General features: G+C 50.1%; 26 protein-coding genes. 4 read left to right on the top strand and 22 right to left on the bottom strand.

Translation table 11 applies throughout. The annotated features are described in order from the left end of the window. Positions 1-56: 56 nt before the first annotated feature. Positions 57-395: a hypothetical protein gene (locus tag AM590_RS20275; protein ID WP_157575392.1), complete on the top strand. Its 339-nt coding sequence runs from the start codon at positions 57-59 to the stop codon at positions 393-395. A 12-nt stretch (positions 396-407) separates the two neighbouring features. On the opposite strand, the gene AM590_RS00520 is transcribed toward AM590_RS20275, so the two are convergent. Further along, positions 408-773 (bottom strand): hypothetical protein, encoded by a 366-nt coding sequence (locus tag AM590_RS00520; RefSeq protein WP_157575391.1) that lies wholly within the window; start codon positions 771-773, stop codon positions 408-410. A gap of 3 nt (positions 774-776) precedes the next feature. Between AM590_RS00520 and AM590_RS00515 the strand changes: the two genes are divergently transcribed. After that, on the top strand, positions 777-1376 hold the full coding sequence (locus tag AM590_RS00515) for a hypothetical protein (RefSeq protein WP_058825741.1): 600 nt from the start codon (positions 777-779) through the stop codon (positions 1374-1376). A 9-nt stretch (positions 1377-1385) separates the two neighbouring features. Here AM590_RS00515 and AM590_RS00510 read toward each other — a convergent pair whose 3' ends face one another. The 17 genes from AM590_RS00510 to AM590_RS00445 all read right to left on the bottom strand — a co-directional run bounded on the left by AM590_RS00510 (position 1386) and on the right by AM590_RS00445 (position 12209). Then, positions 1386-1703, bottom strand: coding sequence for a hypothetical protein (locus AM590_RS00510; protein WP_058825740.1), 318 nt, complete (start codon positions 1701-1703; stop codon positions 1386-1388). Positions 1704-1807: 104 nt separating this feature from the next. Continuing rightward, positions 1808-2104, bottom strand: a complete 297-nt coding sequence (locus AM590_RS00505; protein WP_157575390.1) for a hypothetical protein — start codon at positions 2102-2104, stop codon at positions 1808-1810. 74 nt (positions 2105-2178) lie between these two features. Further along, complete coding sequence (locus AM590_RS00500) at positions 2179-2433, bottom strand: hypothetical protein (RefSeq protein ID WP_058825738.1); 255 nt, start codon at positions 2431-2433, stop codon at positions 2179-2181. A gap of 9 nt (positions 2434-2442) precedes the next feature. After that, positions 2443-2850 (bottom strand): hypothetical protein, encoded by a 408-nt coding sequence (locus AM590_RS20270; protein WP_157575389.1) that lies wholly within the window; start codon positions 2848-2850, stop codon positions 2443-2445. A gap of 206 nt (positions 2851-3056) precedes the next feature. Next, on the bottom strand, positions 3057-4049 hold the full coding sequence (locus AM590_RS20265; protein WP_157575388.1) for a hypothetical protein: 993 nt from the start codon (positions 4047-4049) through the stop codon (positions 3057-3059). Positions 4050-4121: 72 nt separating this feature from the next. After that, positions 4122-4334, bottom strand: a complete 213-nt coding sequence (locus AM590_RS00495) for a hypothetical protein (protein WP_058825737.1) — start codon at positions 4332-4334, stop codon at positions 4122-4124. A 418-nt stretch (positions 4335-4752) separates the two neighbouring features. Next, the gene (locus AM590_RS00485; protein WP_058825735.1) at positions 4753-6039 is read right to left on the bottom strand and encodes an RNA-guided endonuclease TnpB family protein; all 1287 of its coding nucleotides are present in this window, start codon (positions 6037-6039) and stop codon (positions 4753-4755) included. 326 nt (positions 6040-6365) lie between these two features. Then, positions 6366-6677 carry a hypothetical protein gene (locus AM590_RS20260; protein WP_157575387.1) on the bottom strand — a complete coding sequence of 104 codons (312 nt, stop codon included), beginning with the start codon at positions 6675-6677 and terminating at the stop codon, positions 6366-6368. Further along, on the bottom strand, positions 6670-7032 hold the full coding sequence (locus AM590_RS00480; RefSeq protein WP_058825734.1) for a hypothetical protein: 363 nt from the start codon (positions 7030-7032) through the stop codon (positions 6670-6672). The genes AM590_RS20260 and AM590_RS00480 overlap by 8 nt, the downstream gene beginning before the upstream one ends. A gap of 127 nt (positions 7033-7159) precedes the next feature. Beyond that, positions 7160-7480, bottom strand: a complete 321-nt coding sequence (locus AM590_RS00475) for a hypothetical protein (protein WP_058825733.1) — start codon at positions 7478-7480, stop codon at positions 7160-7162. A 114-nt stretch (positions 7481-7594) separates the two neighbouring features. Further along, on the bottom strand, positions 7595-7858 hold the full coding sequence (locus AM590_RS20255; RefSeq protein WP_157575386.1) for a hypothetical protein: 264 nt from the start codon (positions 7856-7858) through the stop codon (positions 7595-7597). A 123-nt stretch (positions 7859-7981) separates the two neighbouring features. Then, positions 7982-8290: a hypothetical protein gene (locus AM590_RS00470; RefSeq protein WP_058825732.1), complete on the bottom strand. Its 309-nt coding sequence runs from the start codon at positions 8288-8290 to the stop codon at positions 7982-7984. Between the two features lie 92 nt (positions 8291-8382). Continuing rightward, positions 8383-8529, bottom strand: a complete 147-nt coding sequence (locus tag AM590_RS00465) for a hypothetical protein (protein WP_172795727.1) — start codon at positions 8527-8529, stop codon at positions 8383-8385. A 47-nt stretch (positions 8530-8576) separates the two neighbouring features. Continuing rightward, entirely contained in the window at positions 8577-10337 is a 1761-nt protein-coding gene (locus tag AM590_RS00460; RefSeq protein ID WP_157575385.1) for a hypothetical protein, read from the bottom strand. Positions 10338-10521: 184 nt separating this feature from the next. Continuing rightward, complete coding sequence (locus tag AM590_RS00455) at positions 10522-11166, bottom strand: hypothetical protein (protein ID WP_058825729.1); 645 nt, start codon at positions 11164-11166, stop codon at positions 10522-10524. Between the two features lie 56 nt (positions 11167-11222). Beyond that, positions 11223-11669, bottom strand: coding sequence for a hypothetical protein (locus AM590_RS00450; protein WP_058825728.1), 447 nt, complete (start codon positions 11667-11669; stop codon positions 11223-11225). A 153-nt stretch (positions 11670-11822) separates the two neighbouring features. Further along, the gene (locus tag AM590_RS00445; protein ID WP_058825727.1) at positions 11823-12209 is read right to left on the bottom strand and encodes a hypothetical protein; all 387 of its coding nucleotides are present in this window, start codon (positions 12207-12209) and stop codon (positions 11823-11825) included. Positions 12210-12314: 105 nt separating this feature from the next. Here AM590_RS00445 and AM590_RS00440 point away from each other — a divergent pair, with 105 nt between their 5' ends. After that, positions 12315-12665: a hypothetical protein gene (locus tag AM590_RS00440; protein ID WP_058825726.1), complete on the top strand. Its 351-nt coding sequence runs from the start codon at positions 12315-12317 to the stop codon at positions 12663-12665. Beyond that, on the top strand, positions 12658-13452 hold the full coding sequence (locus AM590_RS00435; protein ID WP_058825725.1) for a hypothetical protein: 795 nt from the start codon (positions 12658-12660) through the stop codon (positions 13450-13452). Before AM590_RS00440 ends, AM590_RS00435 begins: the two co-directional genes overlap by 8 nt. Positions 13453-13680: 228 nt before the next feature. On the opposite strand, the gene AM590_RS00430 is transcribed toward AM590_RS00435, so the two are convergent. The 4 genes from AM590_RS00430 to AM590_RS20250 all read right to left on the bottom strand — a co-directional run bounded on the left by AM590_RS00430 (position 13681) and on the right by AM590_RS20250 (position 16953). Then, entirely contained in the window at positions 13681-14355 is a 675-nt protein-coding gene (locus AM590_RS00430; protein ID WP_157575384.1) for a hypothetical protein, read from the bottom strand. Positions 14356-14449: 94 nt separating this feature from the next. Beyond that, complete coding sequence (locus tag AM590_RS00425; RefSeq protein WP_058825723.1) at positions 14450-15490, bottom strand: hypothetical protein; 1041 nt, start codon at positions 15488-15490, stop codon at positions 14450-14452. Positions 15491-15737: 247 nt separating this feature from the next. Continuing rightward, complete coding sequence (locus AM590_RS00420) at positions 15738-16337, bottom strand: hypothetical protein (protein WP_058825722.1); 600 nt, start codon at positions 16335-16337, stop codon at positions 15738-15740. After that, positions 16330-16953 (bottom strand): hypothetical protein, encoded by a 624-nt coding sequence (locus tag AM590_RS20250; RefSeq protein ID WP_157575383.1) that lies wholly within the window; start codon positions 16951-16953, stop codon positions 16330-16332. The genes AM590_RS00420 and AM590_RS20250 overlap by 8 nt, the downstream gene beginning before the upstream one ends. Positions 16954-17513 lie beyond the last annotated feature (560 nt).

Genomic DNA, 17513 nt, shown 5'->3' with positions numbered 1-17513 from the left:
AAGTCATCCCAAAGCTCTATGATGAAAGAGACACAGAGATATACACAGAAGAAGATATGAGCGGAGCTCCAGAAGTACCTGACGACTTCGACAGTAAAGAAGAAGTCAACCAGCATATCGAACAGCTGGAAAACTACGTCGAATATCTCGAAGAGCAGATAGCTGAGAGCGAAACAGAGAAGCTCGACCTCAAACAAGAACTGGCCGAACTGAAAGAACAGGCCTCAAATCCCGGATCTGGCAGCTTTGCTTCCCTGATCGATCCTCTGCAGGGGATGCAGGAACGGTTGAAAGAGTTTGAGGAAGGAAACGTGGATGAACTTGGTGATGGGCCTTCAGAAGAGGCTAAGGAAGAGTTCTTTGAGGCCGCAGGCTGGCACCCTGATGACAACTGAATTTTTTAAAGACTATCTGCGGATTGTATAGTTGTAACCGGTGAGGCCTTTATCGAAGATCTTGCAGAACCACCAGAGACAATCACAGTCGACGGCAGAGAATACGATTTTATAGGAGTTGACGCAGAAGCCGGACATACTCATTTCGCCCGATACGAGCCGGAACATGCTGAAGTAATCCTTGCCAGCTACAACGCTTCTGAGGACAAGTTTAGAGAGGACGATCGCTGGAGACTCCAACACGGAGACCCGGAACAGGCCCTGAGAGAATACGCGTATCAGAGGCCTTGGGAGATCGAAGGAGAGATCCCGGGCCACGAGTTCTACTCTGTCTCCGATCCAGAGTTTGAAACAGGTTTGAACGAAGGGTTCGGACACAGTGTGGTTCTTGATGATGGAGACTACGTTGTTCCGTTCAGAGCGCCTTTCGGAACTATAGCCGATATCTTCGAGGCCGAAACACAGGACGGGAACGACATCTTCGTAGACTACCGTCCCGACTACCTGGAAATAGCTCCGGAGAATGCTATGGAGAAATACCAGTTGGAGCCTACAGTACGAGGCCACAACGAAATCACTGGGGCGAAGATTCTCGACGAGATCCACGTCCTCGACAGGGGAAGCGAGGAAGTCTACGACAGTTTTCAGGTCGATGAACTTGCAGAGGATCACTTCGTTGAGGAACTGTCTCAGGTTGACGGTGTCGACGGGTCCCTGGCCGAACTACTCGTCGATGACTACAGCAACTTGAGGACGGTTAGCTGGGCAGCAACCAGTGACGTCGAACACGTCGAAAACACGTACGACATGGACAGCCACGACTTCTTCAAGGCCCTTGGAGACGCCGACGTATACCGGAACGAACAGAGTCCCGACGCCGGGAAGCTGCACGTCCCAGAACACAGAGACGACATGGAAGAAAACAGCTCCGAAGACCCGAAAACGGACGACACAGTACAAGCCGGATTCGACGACTTCTGACTGACAACTTCACAGCGAGTATTCTGGTTCATCGGGGATGGAAAGCTGCCCTACTCTACCACGGTATTTCTCTTCGAAGGTCTCCACGATATCAGGGTACACATCCTCCAGAAACTCCTCCGAGTCAGTATCCTCGAAAGTGTACTGTATCATTTTCTCCGGGTGCTCGCCTTTGTCAGAGTCCTCGATCCACTCCTTGTTAGAAGCGTAGACTGTGACTTCCCAGTACTCGTCTTCTGGGATAAATCGGTCAGTTCGGTCCTCCCCCTGCAGATAGACAGGATCGACCATTACTGCTAGATCGTCATAGTCGAGGCTGTGAGCCATTCGGAAATGCTCGAGATGGTTCGAGATCTCTGATTTGTGTCGTTCGTCAAAACTCAATCCAGTACACCCTCTATTATCGTTTACCTCGTTCAGGCTTCAACCTGTTAGATATACTCATCTGGGACCTCTGGGTAGCCAAGGAAATCAACTTCCTCGCCGTACTCTTCCTCGAACATCTCGACAGCGGTAGGATAGACTACGCCCAGAAACTCTTCCGCATCCGTCTCCGGGTAGTCCATCGTCAAGGTCATATTCGCAGTAGCATCCATCTCAGAGTCTCTCAACCACTCAGCGTTCGTCGCATAGACCAAGAGCTCCCAGTGCTCCTCTCCTTCAGAAAGTCTCTCGTCGCTGGCGATATCCTCAAACTCGTTGTACCAAGGATCCAACAGTACTCCCATCTGCTCGTCGTCGACGCCGAACAAGTCCTGGTAATGCTCAATCCTGTCGAACGCATACGCCGCAGTATTCCGCTCTAAACTAACTGCTGATTCTCACCTCTGACGTCTTCTATAGCCTGCCTGATATTCGAGAAATCATCTCTGAACAGGTACCACACTCCTACCAGACCTATCAGGTAGAGCACAGCCAGAAAGAAAGCAGCTTCCGTGCCAGTAAAAATCCCAACCGCAAACGAGACTGCAGAGGCACCGAGAAGTGCATAGAGAAAGGAAATATAGTTACTGAAGCTCTGTAGTTCACTCTTTTCGACAAAAGTGTAGTTGCTCACCTGTGATTCTCACCTCTCCGTCGAGTTAGTGCCGTTCACAGGCGGATCACTCTGCTCAAGTCCCGGTATGGCTGGAAGGTTCTCTGAGAGGAAAGATCCGATTCCATCTACTGCACTTCCTGCTGCAGAACCTACTGCGTCTGAAACAGTGTTGACCGCTGACTTCGCTACGGCTGAGGCATTCTCAGGAAGAATGGAGTCGTCAATTGTCATCGGCAAGGTATTGTTATTCAGGCCTGGTATCTGAGAAAGAGGATTCTGACCTGTAGTGTTTGAAATGTTCTCGGGTATTTGCTGACCAGGCTTTTCTGGAACTACATCGCCCGGTGCTTCACCTGGCTGTGCAGCTGCTGACGATACAGACAGCAAGAAAAATAGTATACTCGTGGCTGCGGCAAAGCGTTTCGTCCGGCTCATAACTACTATAAGATAAATACTTTTTATAAAACAACAGGCAGAGACCGTTACTCCACACAGTCGACCACACACATCGCGGCCTCCCGCTCAGAATCATACTCCGTACCGCAGATCTCACAGACAAACTTCTTCGAAACCAAACTCAAGGCTTCCACGACCTCTTTACCGCTACTCAACTCTGGATCACCCTCCGTTTTCTGTTTTCATTATGAGAAGAGGCCTGTAAACCAGTTCCAGAAACTGGTCAATGGGTTCGTCGGCTTTGGATCAGTGATAGGTTCTTGAGTATCATCTTCTGGTTCTACGACCTTGACACGGACTGTCGAACTGACCGTGTTGCCATCTCCGTCGGAGACCTCAACATCAAACTCCTTGACGCCAGTCTCACCGAAACTCAAGACGATCTTATCTCCTGTCTTCCCGTTACTCCATTCATAGGAAAGACTTGGACTATCAGGATCTGAGGCCTCAACACTGACCGTGAACGGTTCAGAAATGTTGACTACAAGAGGCGAATCTACTGACTCGATTTCAGGTGGTTTGCTTGTTTCTCCACTATCACTGTCGTCACCGCCGTCACTGCCATCGTCACCACTGCTTCCATCATTTGAACCGTCATCGCTACCTCCTTCATTGCTTTCGCCTACAAGGAATATATGGCGTGGAGTATCAGTTAATACGTTACCGTTCCCGTCGCTCATGTAACCTGTCGCAGCAAAGTAACTATTAGCTGATGAAGGAGTAGAATACTCTACAGTCCAGCTGAAATGACTGCCCTCAGGAATCTCTGCATCAAAGACGCCACGACTTGACTTAGCTTCGACAAACTCACCGTTTTCACAGCTGGAGTCATGGCACTTGTAAATCTCTACAACCTTCACTTTCCCATCCAAGTTGAAATCCTGCTGTGCCTCTGGACTAAAATCAAAAGAAATCGTTTCGCCAGGACTCACCTGGTCAGGAGCTGAAACACTGGAGAGCGGTCCAAAAGTTAGAATATCATCAAGGAAGCCCAGGAATCCTTCCTTGCTTCCTTCACTCATATTGATGTCGTCGTTGTCAGTGGAGACCTGCTCCGGGTAAGGAACGAAATCACCAGAGTCGTTGGCTACGCTGCCGGAAATGAAGACTGCTGATATCACTAAAAGTAGAATCGCACCGGCTGCTGCACCTTTCCCGCTTATCATCTTATCGAACATCGAAAAACCGAGACCTCCTATCCACGAATTGAAATCTACTACTTATAAAACAAGAGGCCACTCCTCCCGGAACTACTCAAAATACTCCAGTAAGGCGTCGTAGCCCTCATCCAAGAGCTCTATCCCTTTATCCCGGTGCCACGGAGCCAAGTACGGATCCTCAATCCTATACTGAGGTCCGCCATCCTCGAAAGTCAAGTACGTACCGAACGGGACATCGCCGTCCTGAAACTCGCCGTCAGAAACATACTCCTCGTGGATTCTGTGCTGGTCGCTGTCGATCAAGTAGTTCCACTCGATGTTATCTTGCAGCTGTTCCTCGAGATCTCTGCCGAACTCGTCGACATACTCCTCTCCCTGCTGTTCTGCAATATCTCAGATCACCATTCAACGTTTTCGGCAGATTCCGCGAGTTCCATGAGAGAATTGTCGTAGCCTTCAGGCAGTACCTGGCCTCCATCAGCGAAGTACTCATCAAGACCCTGCTGCTCGGTCAGTACGTCTGTAGATTCCTTGACCCTCAAGAAGTGCGAGGACCTTGCCGTCCGTTGTTTCTGGGAACTGTTCACCGATTTCACGCATTTCGTCGACGTCGTCGTACTGCAGTTTTTCTCCTACTACGATAGAGGAATCACCGTGAACTACCCCTACCTTGTCCTTAGGACGAGGAAGGGGCTTCAACGGAGTCTGAATTAACGGTAGGTCATACTGCCATCTTAACCTGAGTGAAGTCAGGTTTCCTTATCCGTTTCGGTGTGTCCACAACGCTCTCTACACCATCCTCAGAGCTGAAAAGCTCTGAATTTGGCTTACCTATGTGCTTTTTAGCGATATTCGCAGCAGCATTCACATCAGCATTGACCTCGGTGCCATCACTCGCCTTGAAAAGACCGCGTTCCACACGACTACCAACGTACTTCTCGTGGTGCTCTACAGCTTCATCGTCGAGGAAACTGCATTTACTGGTGTGAGCCTCGTTCTGTAGCTCGAACTCAATTCCATTCTCTTCCAGTTTGTGTTTGAGCTTTTGCTTGAACTTGTCATGCGGGATAGAGACAAAATTCTGGTTCGTCTGGTCTCCGAGATCTACGTCCTGTTTCCAACCCTTGCCGTCCCCGACAATCACTTTCTCAATCCGGTGCTCAACACAGTAATCAACCAAGCCACGAACGGCTTTGTTGAGGTAGTCGTGAACCTTGTTCTCTCGTTTTCTCCGTAGTCGCTGCATCCGCTGAGTTTCTCCATCGATACCCTGCTTGTCCTTGATACTCTGGAGCTTGGCCTTGCGTTTGTTGTACCATCTGTTAAGTGATTTGAGCTCTCGCCCATCCAAGATGAATGAGCGTCCAGAATGGTCAACACACGCTGCCAAGTTATCCACACCAAGATCCAAAGACAGGAACGTACCTTCCTCGGTCTCTACTTCCTCAACTTCCTGCTCATAGACGACTCGGTACTCGAAATACTCCGCGTCGGACTGCGGCAGGATCTGCAACCGCTTAATCTCCTTCTCCCGGACCTCATCATATGTGAACGGTATACGAACTTCTTTCCGGTCGAATCCGTATTCTTCCCTGAACTGCTTCGGTACACCAACCCGGATATAATCCTCTTTCATCTGGAACGCCTGACTCGGAAAATCAAGTAGGTAGAAGTCGTCTTTCTCAAGATATCCGGGGATGTTGACTTCTTCGTTGTATTTTCCTTCCCGCGTTTTCTCTACTAGTTTGAAGAAGGACTTGAAGCCTTTGTCTACCTGTTTCATCGTCTGCTGAGCAACCTGAGAAGGCAGTTCCTCGTAGTTCTCGTTATTCTTGATCCGCTCGTAGGTGTTGTAGTAGTTCAGATACTCTCCGTTGTCGAAGAAGTATTGCCTGACCTCGTAGAGATGTACGTTGTACAGGTTCTTGGAGAGCCTGGACATCCTCCGAAGAATCTCATATTCCTCCCGGTCAAGGTCCCTCAGGTTCTGCCGCAGAGACTTCTTCATATTCTAACAATTCTACTTATACTTTTTTATTTGTTAGGTTAATTTGTATCTCAGACAGAGTTCTGGAACCCTCCGAGATGATGTTCTTCCCCACTACAGATTCTCACCTCCTCCTTCGGCTGGATCCAAGGCCTCGCCAGCGTCTTTCAGCGTGGCCGGGAAGATCATCTTGTCCGGGTTCTGTTCCAGGGCCTCGTCGATTCGGGCTTCGTGTTCTTCGATGTAGTCTGGAACGCCGGCGGAAGCGTAGAAGATGTCTTCCTCTTCCAGGTCTGCGCCGTCGTAGGCCTTTGCGATGTAGTAGCCGTCAACTTCTCTGCCGTCTACTATGACTGCTGATTCTCACCTCTCTCAGGATATTTGACCGGCAAATCCGGGTCTAAAGAGTTCAACATCAAGGGGTCAATCTGGTGCCTCCAGTGCTCACGCTGCATACGTGGGTCATAAGTCATTGATTCTCCGCAAAACCAGCATCTGTAAACCGGGGAGTACCAGTTAGCGTAGCCCTCCAGATTCACTTCCCCAATACCACAGTAAACACAGATCTTGCTCCACTCCTCAGGAACTTCGGGATATTTCTGAGGTGTCTCCTCAATCTCATCTAATGGTGTGTTCGAGATCTGCTTATGCTCAAACATCTAAATCCTCACCTCCGACTTTCTGAGGTATCCAGTACGGCTCGTCGTTGCTGAACTTCTCTACTCGTTCGAGCTCGACGTCTTCCAGATACTCGTCGACGACGTCCTCCGCACGATCCACGGTGATCGCACCGCTACCCGTACTGTTGAATCGGACATCCATGCAGGGACCGTAACCAGCCTTGTTCATCACTCCAGCACGGCTGCTCCAAGGCCCCTTCAACGTCACTTCCTCGCCATCAACAGTTGTGATCTCGTAGTGACGGCCTCCATACCCGTCCTGCTGTCCTCCGTCCCACGCAAAGTATGAGACGAAGCCGTTGTCGCTTTCGGCGTACCACAGGCCTTCTTCCACGGAACCTTCGTACTCGAGTTCGTCTATAGTCGGGATGTCCTCGGCTTGTAGGTGGAGGCGTGGATCGTTGCCGAGATCCTTCTTCCAGTCAATGTCAGCGTCGTAGATATCGATTCGGACATCACCTCTACAAGCATCCTGATTCGATTAGCTCGTCGATTTTACCGGCCCTGATGAAGGCATCTTTGAACAGGTAACTGCCTATCGCCCGGTGCATCGGGGAGTTCCTGCCGTACTTCTCTTCGGCTCTGCGCTCGGCGTGGGTCAAGGCCCTGCTTCTCCTATCGTGGTTCTCTCCCCAGCTTCCATAGCGATTCCACTCCTCTATGTCCTCTTCAGTGACTTCCACAGTGTCGACTGCGTCAAATCCAAGGAAGCGTTTCAGGCCTGCTAAGATACCAGACCTGTCGAGGCGGGCGTAAACGTACGAGACCTGTTCTTTCTCCATATCCCAACAGAATGCGACTATCAGATCTCCATATCCGGAAGAATCAACTACCTTCTCAGCACAGGAACACTTCTCAAACTGCTTCTCTGGTATTAAATCAGTAAGTGAATCGATTCAGGCACCACCTTTCGCCGCTATTTCTTTAGCTACATCCATCGATTTTCCGTGCCTACCGTTGATATGTGAGATCAGGCCTGAACGATTCGAAATACCTTGTCCGCATACCTTGCAGGAGAACTGTTTCTCCCCGGTCAACTCCTCCAAGGCCCTTCTACGGCATTTCCCTGCCCACTTTCCGAGGCCGGGAGTTTCATCGTTCTGAAGCAGGTTCACCAACTTTTCCTCGTTGACCTTCTTCTTCGGCGTGTTCCGGTTCAAACCGATATGTGAATGGGTCCTACAGATACACTCTTCCTCGCCTTTTCTAAAGATATGCCAGGTGGAACCGCTCGCACCGGCATTCGTCACCAACAGAAACCGCTTCAAGAGCTCTCACCTCCGTCAGTTTTCTTTTCGATATCTGCTGTTGCTTCCAACGAGACCTTGTTTCTCGGTCTGTGAGCACTCGAACCGCTCCCCCCTCTTCAACAAGGTGAAACGGTCATTCTCCTCTCGGTAACCGTCCTGAGGCGGCAGCGCTGATTCGACTCGGGCCATGAGCCCTGGCCGATCATCATGCAGCTCTAGGGAGAACGGGAACACCACTTCCTCGAAAACAGCCTGGTAGTTCTCGTACTCACTATCCCAGTAGAAATCAGGTTCCTGGTCGACGATCCTTTCCTCGTATTCTTTCGGCGTCCACGGATTCAACCCGACACGGTGCTCCGCCCTATTCTTCGCGTGAATATTGAAATAGACACCTTCGATATTCTCTATACGCCGGATCTTCTCATCGTCAGAAATCAGTTCTTATCACCCTCTTTGGCTAAAGCTCGAAGGTCTCGACGTGGTATCAACCAGTCTCCCTCATCGTCTTTCTTCATTGTGACACCGGTCGATTCCTTGAACTCGATTCCTGGGAACTTCTCGTTGACCTCGGACTTCTTCACCCAGTAACTCTGGTCCTCAAGCCAGTCATAGAACTCATCTAAACGACTCACTCCGAATTTTCACCTCCTCCGTTGATTTTCTGCAGAAGCTGTTTCTTCACATCCTCAACGTCGCTGTCCTCAGGATCGTAAGGACTCAACTCGTCTCTGACTTTCTGCTCCGTAGCAGGTTTGATACTACCGTCCGCATTCTTCTGGACGAAGCCTCTATCCTCTAAATCACTCATATCGCTGTAGACATCACCATCTGTGTAGCCGACAGCTCCATTAGCCCACTCCTTTTTTGAGGAGAAGGTCTTCCCTTTCGCCTCGATGAACAACAGCAGCTTCCTCTGTCGCTCGGACAGGTCTTCGACCTCATCCATCAAGCTGTTCACTGCCTCTTCCTGGAAATCTGAAAGCACGAGATCCTCGATATCGGAAACAGATCCTCCGGTCGAACCAGCGTCGAAATCACTGAGCTTGTCCTCGACAATATTCTCGACATCATCCTCAGAAACGCCGCCTTCCACAGGGACTTCACCCTCAGAGGCAAGACCCAACTGCTGGAACGCAGAACGCAGCGAGTTCAAACCCTGAAGACGGGACTCGTACTTCTCCTCTAAGCCGTCGTACTCCTCCTTCAAATTCTCGTACTCATGCTTCAGCATCTCCAAGCTCTCTTCTTTCTCATCGAGCTTCCTACGGAGCTTCTCGTTCTCTTCCTCCAATTCCTCAGCTCTTTCAGAGATCTCTTTTACATCACTACTTGAAGAAGAATCAGGTTCGTCAAGGCCTTTCAACGCCTTCCGGAGCTCCTCACGGTTCTCCAAGGCCTCCTGCATCTCCTCCTTCTCATCCTGGAGCTGCTCGACCTTCTCCTCAAGCTGCTCTACCCGGCTTTTCTTCTCTTCACGCTCCTCTACTCGCTCCTCGATCGACTCCTGAATCTCACTGAGAACCTCCTGCTTCTCTGCACTGGTCTCAGGGATCTCGAACTCTTCCTCACGAGGATCAGGACTGCGTCTTTTCCGGACCTTCGTAGGCCCGACCAAGTCTCCACCGGTCAAGTTATCTCCACGAGCCAAGATCTCTCCGACGCCAAGTTGGTCGATGAGGTCTCTGTCGATATTCAGCTTCTTCGCTACCTTCTGGGCGTCTTCGTTCGCCAATCCGTGGACAATCCAGTCCTTACACAGGGAGATAACACCGTTGTGAAGGAAGGCTCTTCTCTGGTAGGAGACAATCGTTGAGATTCCTTTGTTCCCTCCCTCGGTACAGGCCTTGATGATCTGGCCTCTGCACATCTTCACGTTGTCATCCAGATCCGGTTCTGGAGCGTTATCCTTCGGAGCCATGTAATGGGCCTCATCGATAACAAGCAGCGACTTCGTCCTGCTCCCTGCCCTGTACTTCTCATGGGCGCGGTCATTCAAGGAGCGGACGGCTTTCCCAGCTGCCTCGTGAATCCGGCTTTCCTCTTGACTGTAGTCCGAGTAGGTGGAGACGTCGAGAAGGACTTTCATCCCCTTATCTAAGACCCAGTTACCTATCTGGTCCAGCTCCTGGAAAGGAACTACAAGATCAACTGCCTCCTCTTCCTTCCCACCGACTACAACGATATCATCGTCCTCGTGTCTGACCGTGGAGAGAGCGCCGACACGCTCCACAATCAACGTCGGTATGCTGACCTCGGCCAGATCCTCAAGGATAACGGCTAACGAATTAGTCTTTCCAGTATCACTCGTTCCTTCCACAGAAAGCCTGAAATCCTGAATCTCCGCAGGATTAAAGGATACTTCTCCAAGCTCTATCTGCCCGTTGCTCACTCCATATCACCTGGCGCTCTTTCTGGGGTCGGGTGGCGTTTTCCGCATCTGTCGCATATCCAGCCTTCAACAGTATCCGAGTCTGGTATACTTGGGAAGTGCCAGCCGTCTATCTCTTCCTTACTGAGCTCTTCTTCAACATGCCGGTCGCTGTGATTCTTCCCGCATTTCTGGCACGTCCACGTCACTCTATATCACCTTCTTCATCGAAGATCTCGTCTTCGTGGAAGTCTTCAGCATCGAAGACAACTCTGCCCAGGAATTTGACGCTGATTGAACTAATGTCAGTAGGCACGTACGGCAACAGGAGAGTGAAGTCTGAAAGAAAGTGTTGGCCTTGGAGATTTTGACCTAACTCATCTCCACCTGCACCAGTAAAGTCTGTCTCATTTCCTACAAAATCTCCAAAAGCATCCACTTTGTCGTACCAGTCTTCAACCAACTTGTTGCCGAACTCTTCTGCCTCTTCTGGGATATCTTCTGTTCCTGTGTCTTCGAACACTTGTCCTGGCATCCAGTGACCGTAGTACTCCGAACCCTTGTGTTCAAAAATCCAGTACTCAGCTTTTCTCTCCTTTACCTCGCAGTTATACTTTTCCTCAAGTTCTTCTTGTTTTTGGGTATGCTGCTTCCTAAGCTCACTGCCTTTTTCAACCATTTGCTGAATTTGGTCGTAGAGCCGCTTTTTCGTATTTTTATTTATTTCCTCAGCTCTTCTTTCAGCTAGCTTTCTTCTACAGAATTTTGAAAAGTTGATAGGGCTTTCTTCAAGCCAGTCTTGGTCGTCTTGAGTGATGTCAACACTCTTTTTCACCATCTCTTCAGACATAATAATATTAATAATATCTTACACTTTTAAATCCTTGTGGGGAGGACCTCGCGTACTCAGTCCCGCTTCTCGGAGTAGAAATCTTTCTCCAGCTCCGCCAAGCCCTTCTGCAGACGCTCAATCTCATCCTTCAAAAACTCAATATCCTCATCACGACCCTCCTCAAACTCCACTGTATCCCGATCACTGCCGCCGACCGGCCCCTCAACCTTGAAATCACTTGCACCCCCGCCTCCGCATCTATTCTGGATCTCTCCATCCTCATTGAGGTTGGATTTGATCGTAGCTAAATGCCGTTGAACATTCAACTTAGCCAAGTACGGATTATGCCGGACCTGATCAATAACATCATCCAATAACTCTATAATCGGAGTAATCTTCCCCGGATCTCCCGTCTCCTTCACCTTCTTCTTGATCTCCTCTGCCTTTTCAATTGACTCCTCTTCACGGCCTTCCTCAATGGTATCCCTGAGCCTCTCCATATCCTCAATGTAATCTGGCATATCTACCCGAACATTATATCTAGAGAAACTACAATCTTTCCCTCGACTTTTACAAGTAGATTCAGACCCATTTTCATCTATATTTTTGTATTCTCTGTACCGCTCTATTATTCTCCTAATTTATCTCTGTGCGTGACTTCGTCCTTCGGATAATCAGATCCGAGTTACAGCCCCTGAAGGGAACTCATCCTGAAGACGGTTATCCCACTCTCTCATCTGCTCCAACGTAGCCTCCAAAAGCTCCTCATCGTCATCGATCTCGGACACATTACCGTCCTCAGTCTCCAACTGGTACGGCGTCCACTCTTCCAGATCCTCTGAAACATAGAAACGGGTCTTCACCACATATTCCCGGCCCAACGCCTCTTCATGGTACTCTCCTACTGCCATTCTATCGTCGTAGAAATACTGGATCTCCAAACGAGTACTGCCAACACCGGTATAGAAACGTCGCTCACTGACCTCCAAGTCCTCACGGCTGTACACATCTTCGGACTCGAGAATACTTCTTGCCGTATCGAACGAGAACCTATCAGCCACTACGTAACAACGTTCACTCGAGTCTTTTCTAACTAACCCCTCGCTGTGCGGAGAAGAAAGGATACAGAAGAATTTAGGCATTTCCCTAAAAACAAAGGAGGTGCTATGGAGGAAGTCAGTGACAGAACAGCATTGTCACAGGCCTTATGCGAGGACGTCGAGGACCGGTACGGCTACGTCAACGAGGAGGACACCTGGATCATACCACGGTTCAACGAGGAAGAGCAGGAACAGGAAAACATTGAGAAATACTTCTTCACTGCCGTTCCTACAAATGGAGAGCCGTACATCCTCGGCTACCAGCGATTCACCGACTTAGCTGAGAAAGGCGTCGAAATCCACGGAGAACTACCCGGTGACGTCGAGAGAAAGGCCTTCACACAGAGCCCAGAACCCACCGAGGAAAAAAGCACATACGTCCACGCCAAAGCACTGTACAGAACCCGAAATGACTGACAGCCCTGTCTGGAAGCAAGACGTCACCGTAATCGGCCTCGGAGAAACAGGCTCGGAAACCGTCGAGATGATCGGCACCGAAGCCGACGTCAACCTTTACACCGTCAACTCTACACCAGAACTGGAGGCCTGCTTCAAGGACGTCGAGGAAAGCGACTTCCTCTTCCTCTCCGGCGACCTCAACGAAGAAAAAGTTGAAAGCCAGGTCCAGACCCTGCTTCAACACTGCACCGGTGTCTCCGTGCTTTTCGCTGAAGGCGTCCACAGCCTACCGGAGGACTTGGTCAGTGAATTGAACCTGTTGATCCCGGTCAAAGCCGAGTTCCTGCCACGGAGCATCATCTCCTCCTACATCGCCGATCTCTTCGAGTGCATGATGCCGTTGACCGTCCACGACCTCGGACACAACGATGTGAGAATCACTGCAGGGGAAAACCGGGTTGGAAAACTGTACATCGATACTCCAAACAACAAGCAACCGTACCCCCTGTCGACACTGAAGGACTGTGAGAACCCGGAAAGTATTCTACTGTTTGCCTGCAGCGGCGAAAAGCAAGACCAAGGAAAGATCCGGAACCAGATAGAGGAATACAGCTTCCCGGACAGTGTTGACCTGCTCTGGGATCAAAGGATCGAGCCCCGGTACATCGGAACACCGCACGTCAAATACATCGTCACATACCAAGCCCAGGAAGACAACTTCAACTGGGAAGACAAGGAGGAAATCGGAGGCCGTGGAGAGATCACTGTCGACGATATCGACTTCCTCCGGAGAAAAAACGATTAGGTCAGCTGCGGGATCCAGTCTCAGGACCTCTACTATCGCCTTCTCTAAACAAGCTCCGTCAAAACATTCCTGACCGCCCTCGGCACGGTTTTGAACTTGTTTCGGCACACTTTCGGCGGCATCTCTATCTGAAGGCCCTGACCGTCTTTCGTGAAGTAATTCACCGAGTTTTTGTCTCCTCTCCCGGTCAAAGCAAACTCGCTGTACTTCCAGGCGACATCCGCATAACTACCCAACTTCTCTTGAATCGATTCTGCCACAGATCTTCGTAGACTGTCTGAGGCCTGACCACCAACCCATCACCGTGCTGTTATCCTTCTGTTGCAGGTGGAACCCGACGACATAATCGAAACGCCGGTCCTTGATACCTTCCAGTTTAGGGTACGCATCGAAGGCCTTCACCGGCTTCTTCAAATGCCAGCGACTGTACGAATCCTTACCGTCGTATCCTGAATCAAATCCTTGGCACAGCCACGCCGAAGCACCTACACTGTTTTCCCGTAGCATCTGGCAGAGGTGGCGACCCATCACGTCAGTGTTCTTCTCCGCATCCCCGCCGTGAGGACAAGAGATGAAAACCTCGCTTCCCTCCGACTCCAACAGTGACTCGTAGAAACCAGCTGTTTTCCAAGCCTCTGCATAACTCGAGTCCGGAACCGTCGCAGAGATCTCTACCTGCTCCCCGGATTCGGACTTGATCCTGTCCAGGCCTTCAGCTGCCACCCTGACCTCTTCCGAACTGTTTTCGTGGACGTCGTCGACGACGAAGTAGGCCTTCAACTCGCCTTCTACCTTGACGTGGCTCCCCGGCTCCTTCCCCAACTCCTCGGCCAGGCGCGTAGGTAGACTGCAGCGGTTCCGGTCTTCTATCCCGCGCGATTCACTGACGACTGCCTCAGTCATCCTGTAATGATACACGTACTGCAACCAGAATAGTGTTTAGGAAAATGCATAAAAATGAAGAAAGTGAAATGTGGTGAGGATTCTCTGGAAAGCATCAGTAGAAGTCAAACTTTTCCTCAAGGAAGGCCTCTGCCGACGTGTCGTCAACCCATTCAACCTCAATCTGCTCATACTGGCTATTGTCAAACGCGTGTGGGTTTTTCAGCTCCTCTTCAGTAAGTACGTCATTCCGGGCATTCCAAAGATCCTGAAGAGTGCTGTGGTTTGTGGCTTCAAAATTGACTTCGATGTCTCTCTCTGAAACTTCATCTTCTGTTTTTGACGTTGCATCAACAACATCGTTGACCACATCTTGTTTCGACAAATGGTAGTTCCGACCTCTAAGGGAGACAGAGGACAGGTTTTTATAGCCTAAAGTCGCAACCGGCCCCTTTCCAGAGTAGTACTCTCCACTACTCTTCCATTTCTCCTTGACAGAGTCCTTGTGATCCCACACCTCCAGAACAAAGCTCTCACTTCTACCAGTAGCTCGAGACAGCATCGCCTGATGGAAGTCCTCGAATAGTTGGCTCTTCTTGATCTCGACTTCCTTGGTCTGGGAGATCTCTGTCGCGTTTCCTTTCTGGATCGTGCCGTAGCTCTGCAGCCTGTTATAGTTCTGTCCACTGCCAGAATCCTCAACAGTGTAGTCAGCCCCAGAAAGACGTGCTCCTTTGACCGTGAACAGTTCGCCGCCGACCTGGAAAGCGATTCCCTTCCCCGTGTCCTCAAATCTTGATGGGCTGTAAGTGTCGTAGAACCATTCGCCGTTGATCTTCAGGCCTATCGCATTCGACACCCCCATCGACCTTGGAGCGTCCCGCTTCACCTCTTCAATCTCGCCGGAGACTGTCCTGACCTGCGAGCCTCCTTTTTCGACCTGTTTCTGCGAGGTTGAGTGACTGGTCCGTGAGGACGTGCTGCGGTTCTTGTCCGGTAATTCGCCTTTCTCGTTCAAGCGCTGGGCCTTGGACTCGACCGCTTCCACAGTCCTCCCAGGAAGCATGCCGGCGATCTCCTCTGCCGTGTGATCCGGCCATTTGTCTTTGAGTTTTTGAGTTTCGCGTTTCGACCAACGATCTCCTTTTTGAGTCATCGAAAAAGTATCACCAATACTAAATAACCATCGATGGTCTTTTTTATACCTTCTCCAAACCGTTTTCTCAAAATCTGGGAATAGAGAACCCTCAATCCCAGATCTTAATGGATAGTTTTTGCCAAGGCCTCACGAACCACCGCCTCCTGCTGCGAAACTGTTGAGGCCTTCCTGATCTCCCTGATTTCTTTATCGGTTAAACCGTACAGTTTCTGCAGCCGTTCCTCGTGTGGAGTCTTCTTTCTTCTCACTCTGGCTTGTCACCTCGTGCAGCTGCTACTGGATGCAACGGGTAGGCCTCGTTACTGTCCTCCAATAGGTCGTTCAGGTTTGCCAGTCTCGTGCTGTATCTGTACCGCCGGTTGAGAGTTTTCGGACCAGCAAGTGTCAGATGGGCCTCCGAAAGCAGGTGCTCGTAATTTCTCGTCCCGATAACCGGTGTGTTGTACCCGACCAAGATTTCGATAGTACCTTCCGGGATCTCGAACTCCGAGACAGTGATCTCCAGGCCTCCTCCCAACCAGTCTACACTGATTTCATCGCTCAACTCCGGCCTCTTTTCCAGGTCTCGTTCCGGGATGAACCCTTCCTGGATGTCCGGGTCTTCGACCTTCTCCTTGATACTCTCTAACTTGATGTAATCATAGAAATCGTCGGTCTTCCGGATCTTGACCTCGTTCGTATCCGGGTCAGCGGCTACGAAGAAGGCCTCCATCTCCTTCCCATACTTCTCATAACGGACGACATCACCCTTCTCCAGGAAAACCATGTTCTGCTCTACCGGATCACCGATATACGTAAACAAGGACTCCTGAGTAAACTTGGAGCTGTTTTCTGCATCACTCATCGGAGGCCTTCACCTCTTCCTCAAGCTCTCTAAGAGAATCTATCTTTTTTGCTTCAAACTTTCTCAAAAGATTAGCATCGCTATGATCTAACTCAGAATCAGAAAGAAGATGCTTCCTTTCAATTCTATCTATCTCCTCTTTATAAGATTCTCTAAGATTGTCTATCTTCTCAAGGATGCGGCGGCGTTCCTGTTGCCGAGCCTGCTGTACGGCTTCTTCAAGTGCCTCCTCAACGTCTTCGGAACGATGAAGCTCATCTCTATTCAATTCATCAGGAATCCATCCATTAGGTTTGTTAAGATCTCTTGCTACTCTTTTTTTCTTACTGTAGTAACTATCAGCCTGATTTGTACCATGGAAGAGATGGTAACCATCATTATCTGTTTCTACCAATAATGCGGCGGTTGGGACTTCCACATCCAATTCGTCCAGGACATCCTCTAGATCTACGTCCGTCTCTCTCCATTGCGGGAGATCTCTGATCCTGGCTGAAAGTTCATCGGCCAAAGTACAGCCATCACTGAACCACAGGGTATCGTCAGGCAGTCTATCATCATCCGCCTCACTGAAGACATCAGCTAAAACACCGACAACCGGGTCGTCATAATCACTCACTGAGGATTCTCACCTGCTTCTTCGGCGTGTTCCGATTCAGACCGATATGCGAATGGGTCCTGCAGATACACTCTTCCTCACCTTTTCTAAAGATATGCCAGGTAGAACCGCTTGCACCGGCATTCGTCACCAACAGAAACCGCTTCAAGAGCTACCACCTCCTACGCTTTCCCGTTCAATATCTGCTGTTGCTTCCAACGAGACCTTATCTCTCGGTCTGCGAGCACTCGAACCGCTCCCCCTCTTCAACAAGGTGAAACGGTCATTCTCCTCTCGGTAACCGTCCTGAGGAGGCAGTGCTGACTCAGCTTTTGCCAAGAGCCCTGGCCGGTCATCATGCAGTTCCAAGGAAAACGGGAACACCACTTCCTCGAAAACAGCCTGGTAGTTCTCGTACTCACTATCCCAGTAAAAGTCGGGTTCCTGCTTGACGATCTTTTCCTCGTACTCTTTCGGCGTCCACGGGTTGAGTCCGACACGATGCTTTGCCCGGTTCTTCGCGTGAATGTTGAAGTAGACGCCTTCTATGTTCTCAATACGCCGGATCTTCTCATCGTCAG

The sequence above is a fragment of the Haloferax sp. Q22 genome (assembly GCF_001482285.1).
Taxonomy (GTDB): Archaea; Halobacteriota; Halobacteria; order Halobacteriales; family Haloferacaceae; genus Haloferax.
Note: the sequence above shows the minus strand (reverse complement) of the source record. Positions and strands in the feature narration are given on the sequence as shown.

Excerpts from the sequence above, each read along its gene's own strand:
- AM590_RS20275 (WP_157575392.1), top strand. The coding sequence starts at position 57 with ATGAGCGGAGCTCCAGAAGTACCTGACGACTTCGACAGTAAAGAAGAA.
- AM590_RS00510 (WP_058825740.1), bottom strand. The coding sequence starts at position 1,703 with ATGGCTCACAGCCTCGACTATGACGATCTAGCAGTAATGGTCGATCCT.
- AM590_RS00505 (WP_157575390.1), bottom strand. The coding sequence starts at position 2,104 with ATGGGAGTACTGTTGGATCCTTGGTACAACGAGTTTGAGGATATCGCC.
- AM590_RS20270 (WP_157575389.1), bottom strand. The coding sequence starts at position 2,850 with ATGAGCCGGACGAAACGCTTTGCCGCAGCCACGAGTATACTATTTTTC.
- AM590_RS20265 (WP_157575388.1), bottom strand. The coding sequence starts at position 4,049 with ATGTTCGATAAGATGATAAGCGGGAAAGGTGCAGCAGCCGGTGCGATT.
- AM590_RS00485 (WP_058825735.1), bottom strand. The coding sequence starts at position 6,039 with ATGAAGAAGTCTCTGCGGCAGAACCTGAGGGACCTTGACCGGGAGGAA.
- AM590_RS20260 (WP_157575387.1), bottom strand. The coding sequence starts at position 6,677 with ATGTTTGAGCATAAGCAGATCTCGAACACACCATTAGATGAGATTGAG.
- AM590_RS00475 (WP_058825733.1), bottom strand. The coding sequence starts at position 7,480 with ATGGAGAAAGAACAGGTCTCGTACGTTTACGCCCGCCTCGACAGGTCT.
- AM590_RS00455 (WP_058825729.1), bottom strand. The coding sequence starts at position 11,166 with ATGTCTGAAGAGATGGTGAAAAAGAGTGTTGACATCACTCAAGACGAC.
- AM590_RS00450 (WP_058825728.1), bottom strand. The coding sequence starts at position 11,669 with ATGCCAGATTACATTGAGGATATGGAGAGGCTCAGGGATACCATTGAG.
- AM590_RS00440 (WP_058825726.1), top strand. The coding sequence starts at position 12,315 with ATGGAGGAAGTCAGTGACAGAACAGCATTGTCACAGGCCTTATGCGAG.
- AM590_RS00435 (WP_058825725.1), top strand. The coding sequence starts at position 12,658 with ATGACTGACAGCCCTGTCTGGAAGCAAGACGTCACCGTAATCGGCCTC.
- AM590_RS00430 (WP_157575384.1), bottom strand. The coding sequence starts at position 14,355 with ATGACTGAGGCAGTCGTCAGTGAATCGCGCGGGATAGAAGACCGGAAC.
- AM590_RS00425 (WP_058825723.1), bottom strand. The coding sequence starts at position 15,490 with ATGACTCAAAAAGGAGATCGTTGGTCGAAACGCGAAACTCAAAAACTC.
- AM590_RS00420 (WP_058825722.1), bottom strand. The coding sequence starts at position 16,337 with ATGAGTGATGCAGAAAACAGCTCCAAGTTTACTCAGGAGTCCTTGTTT.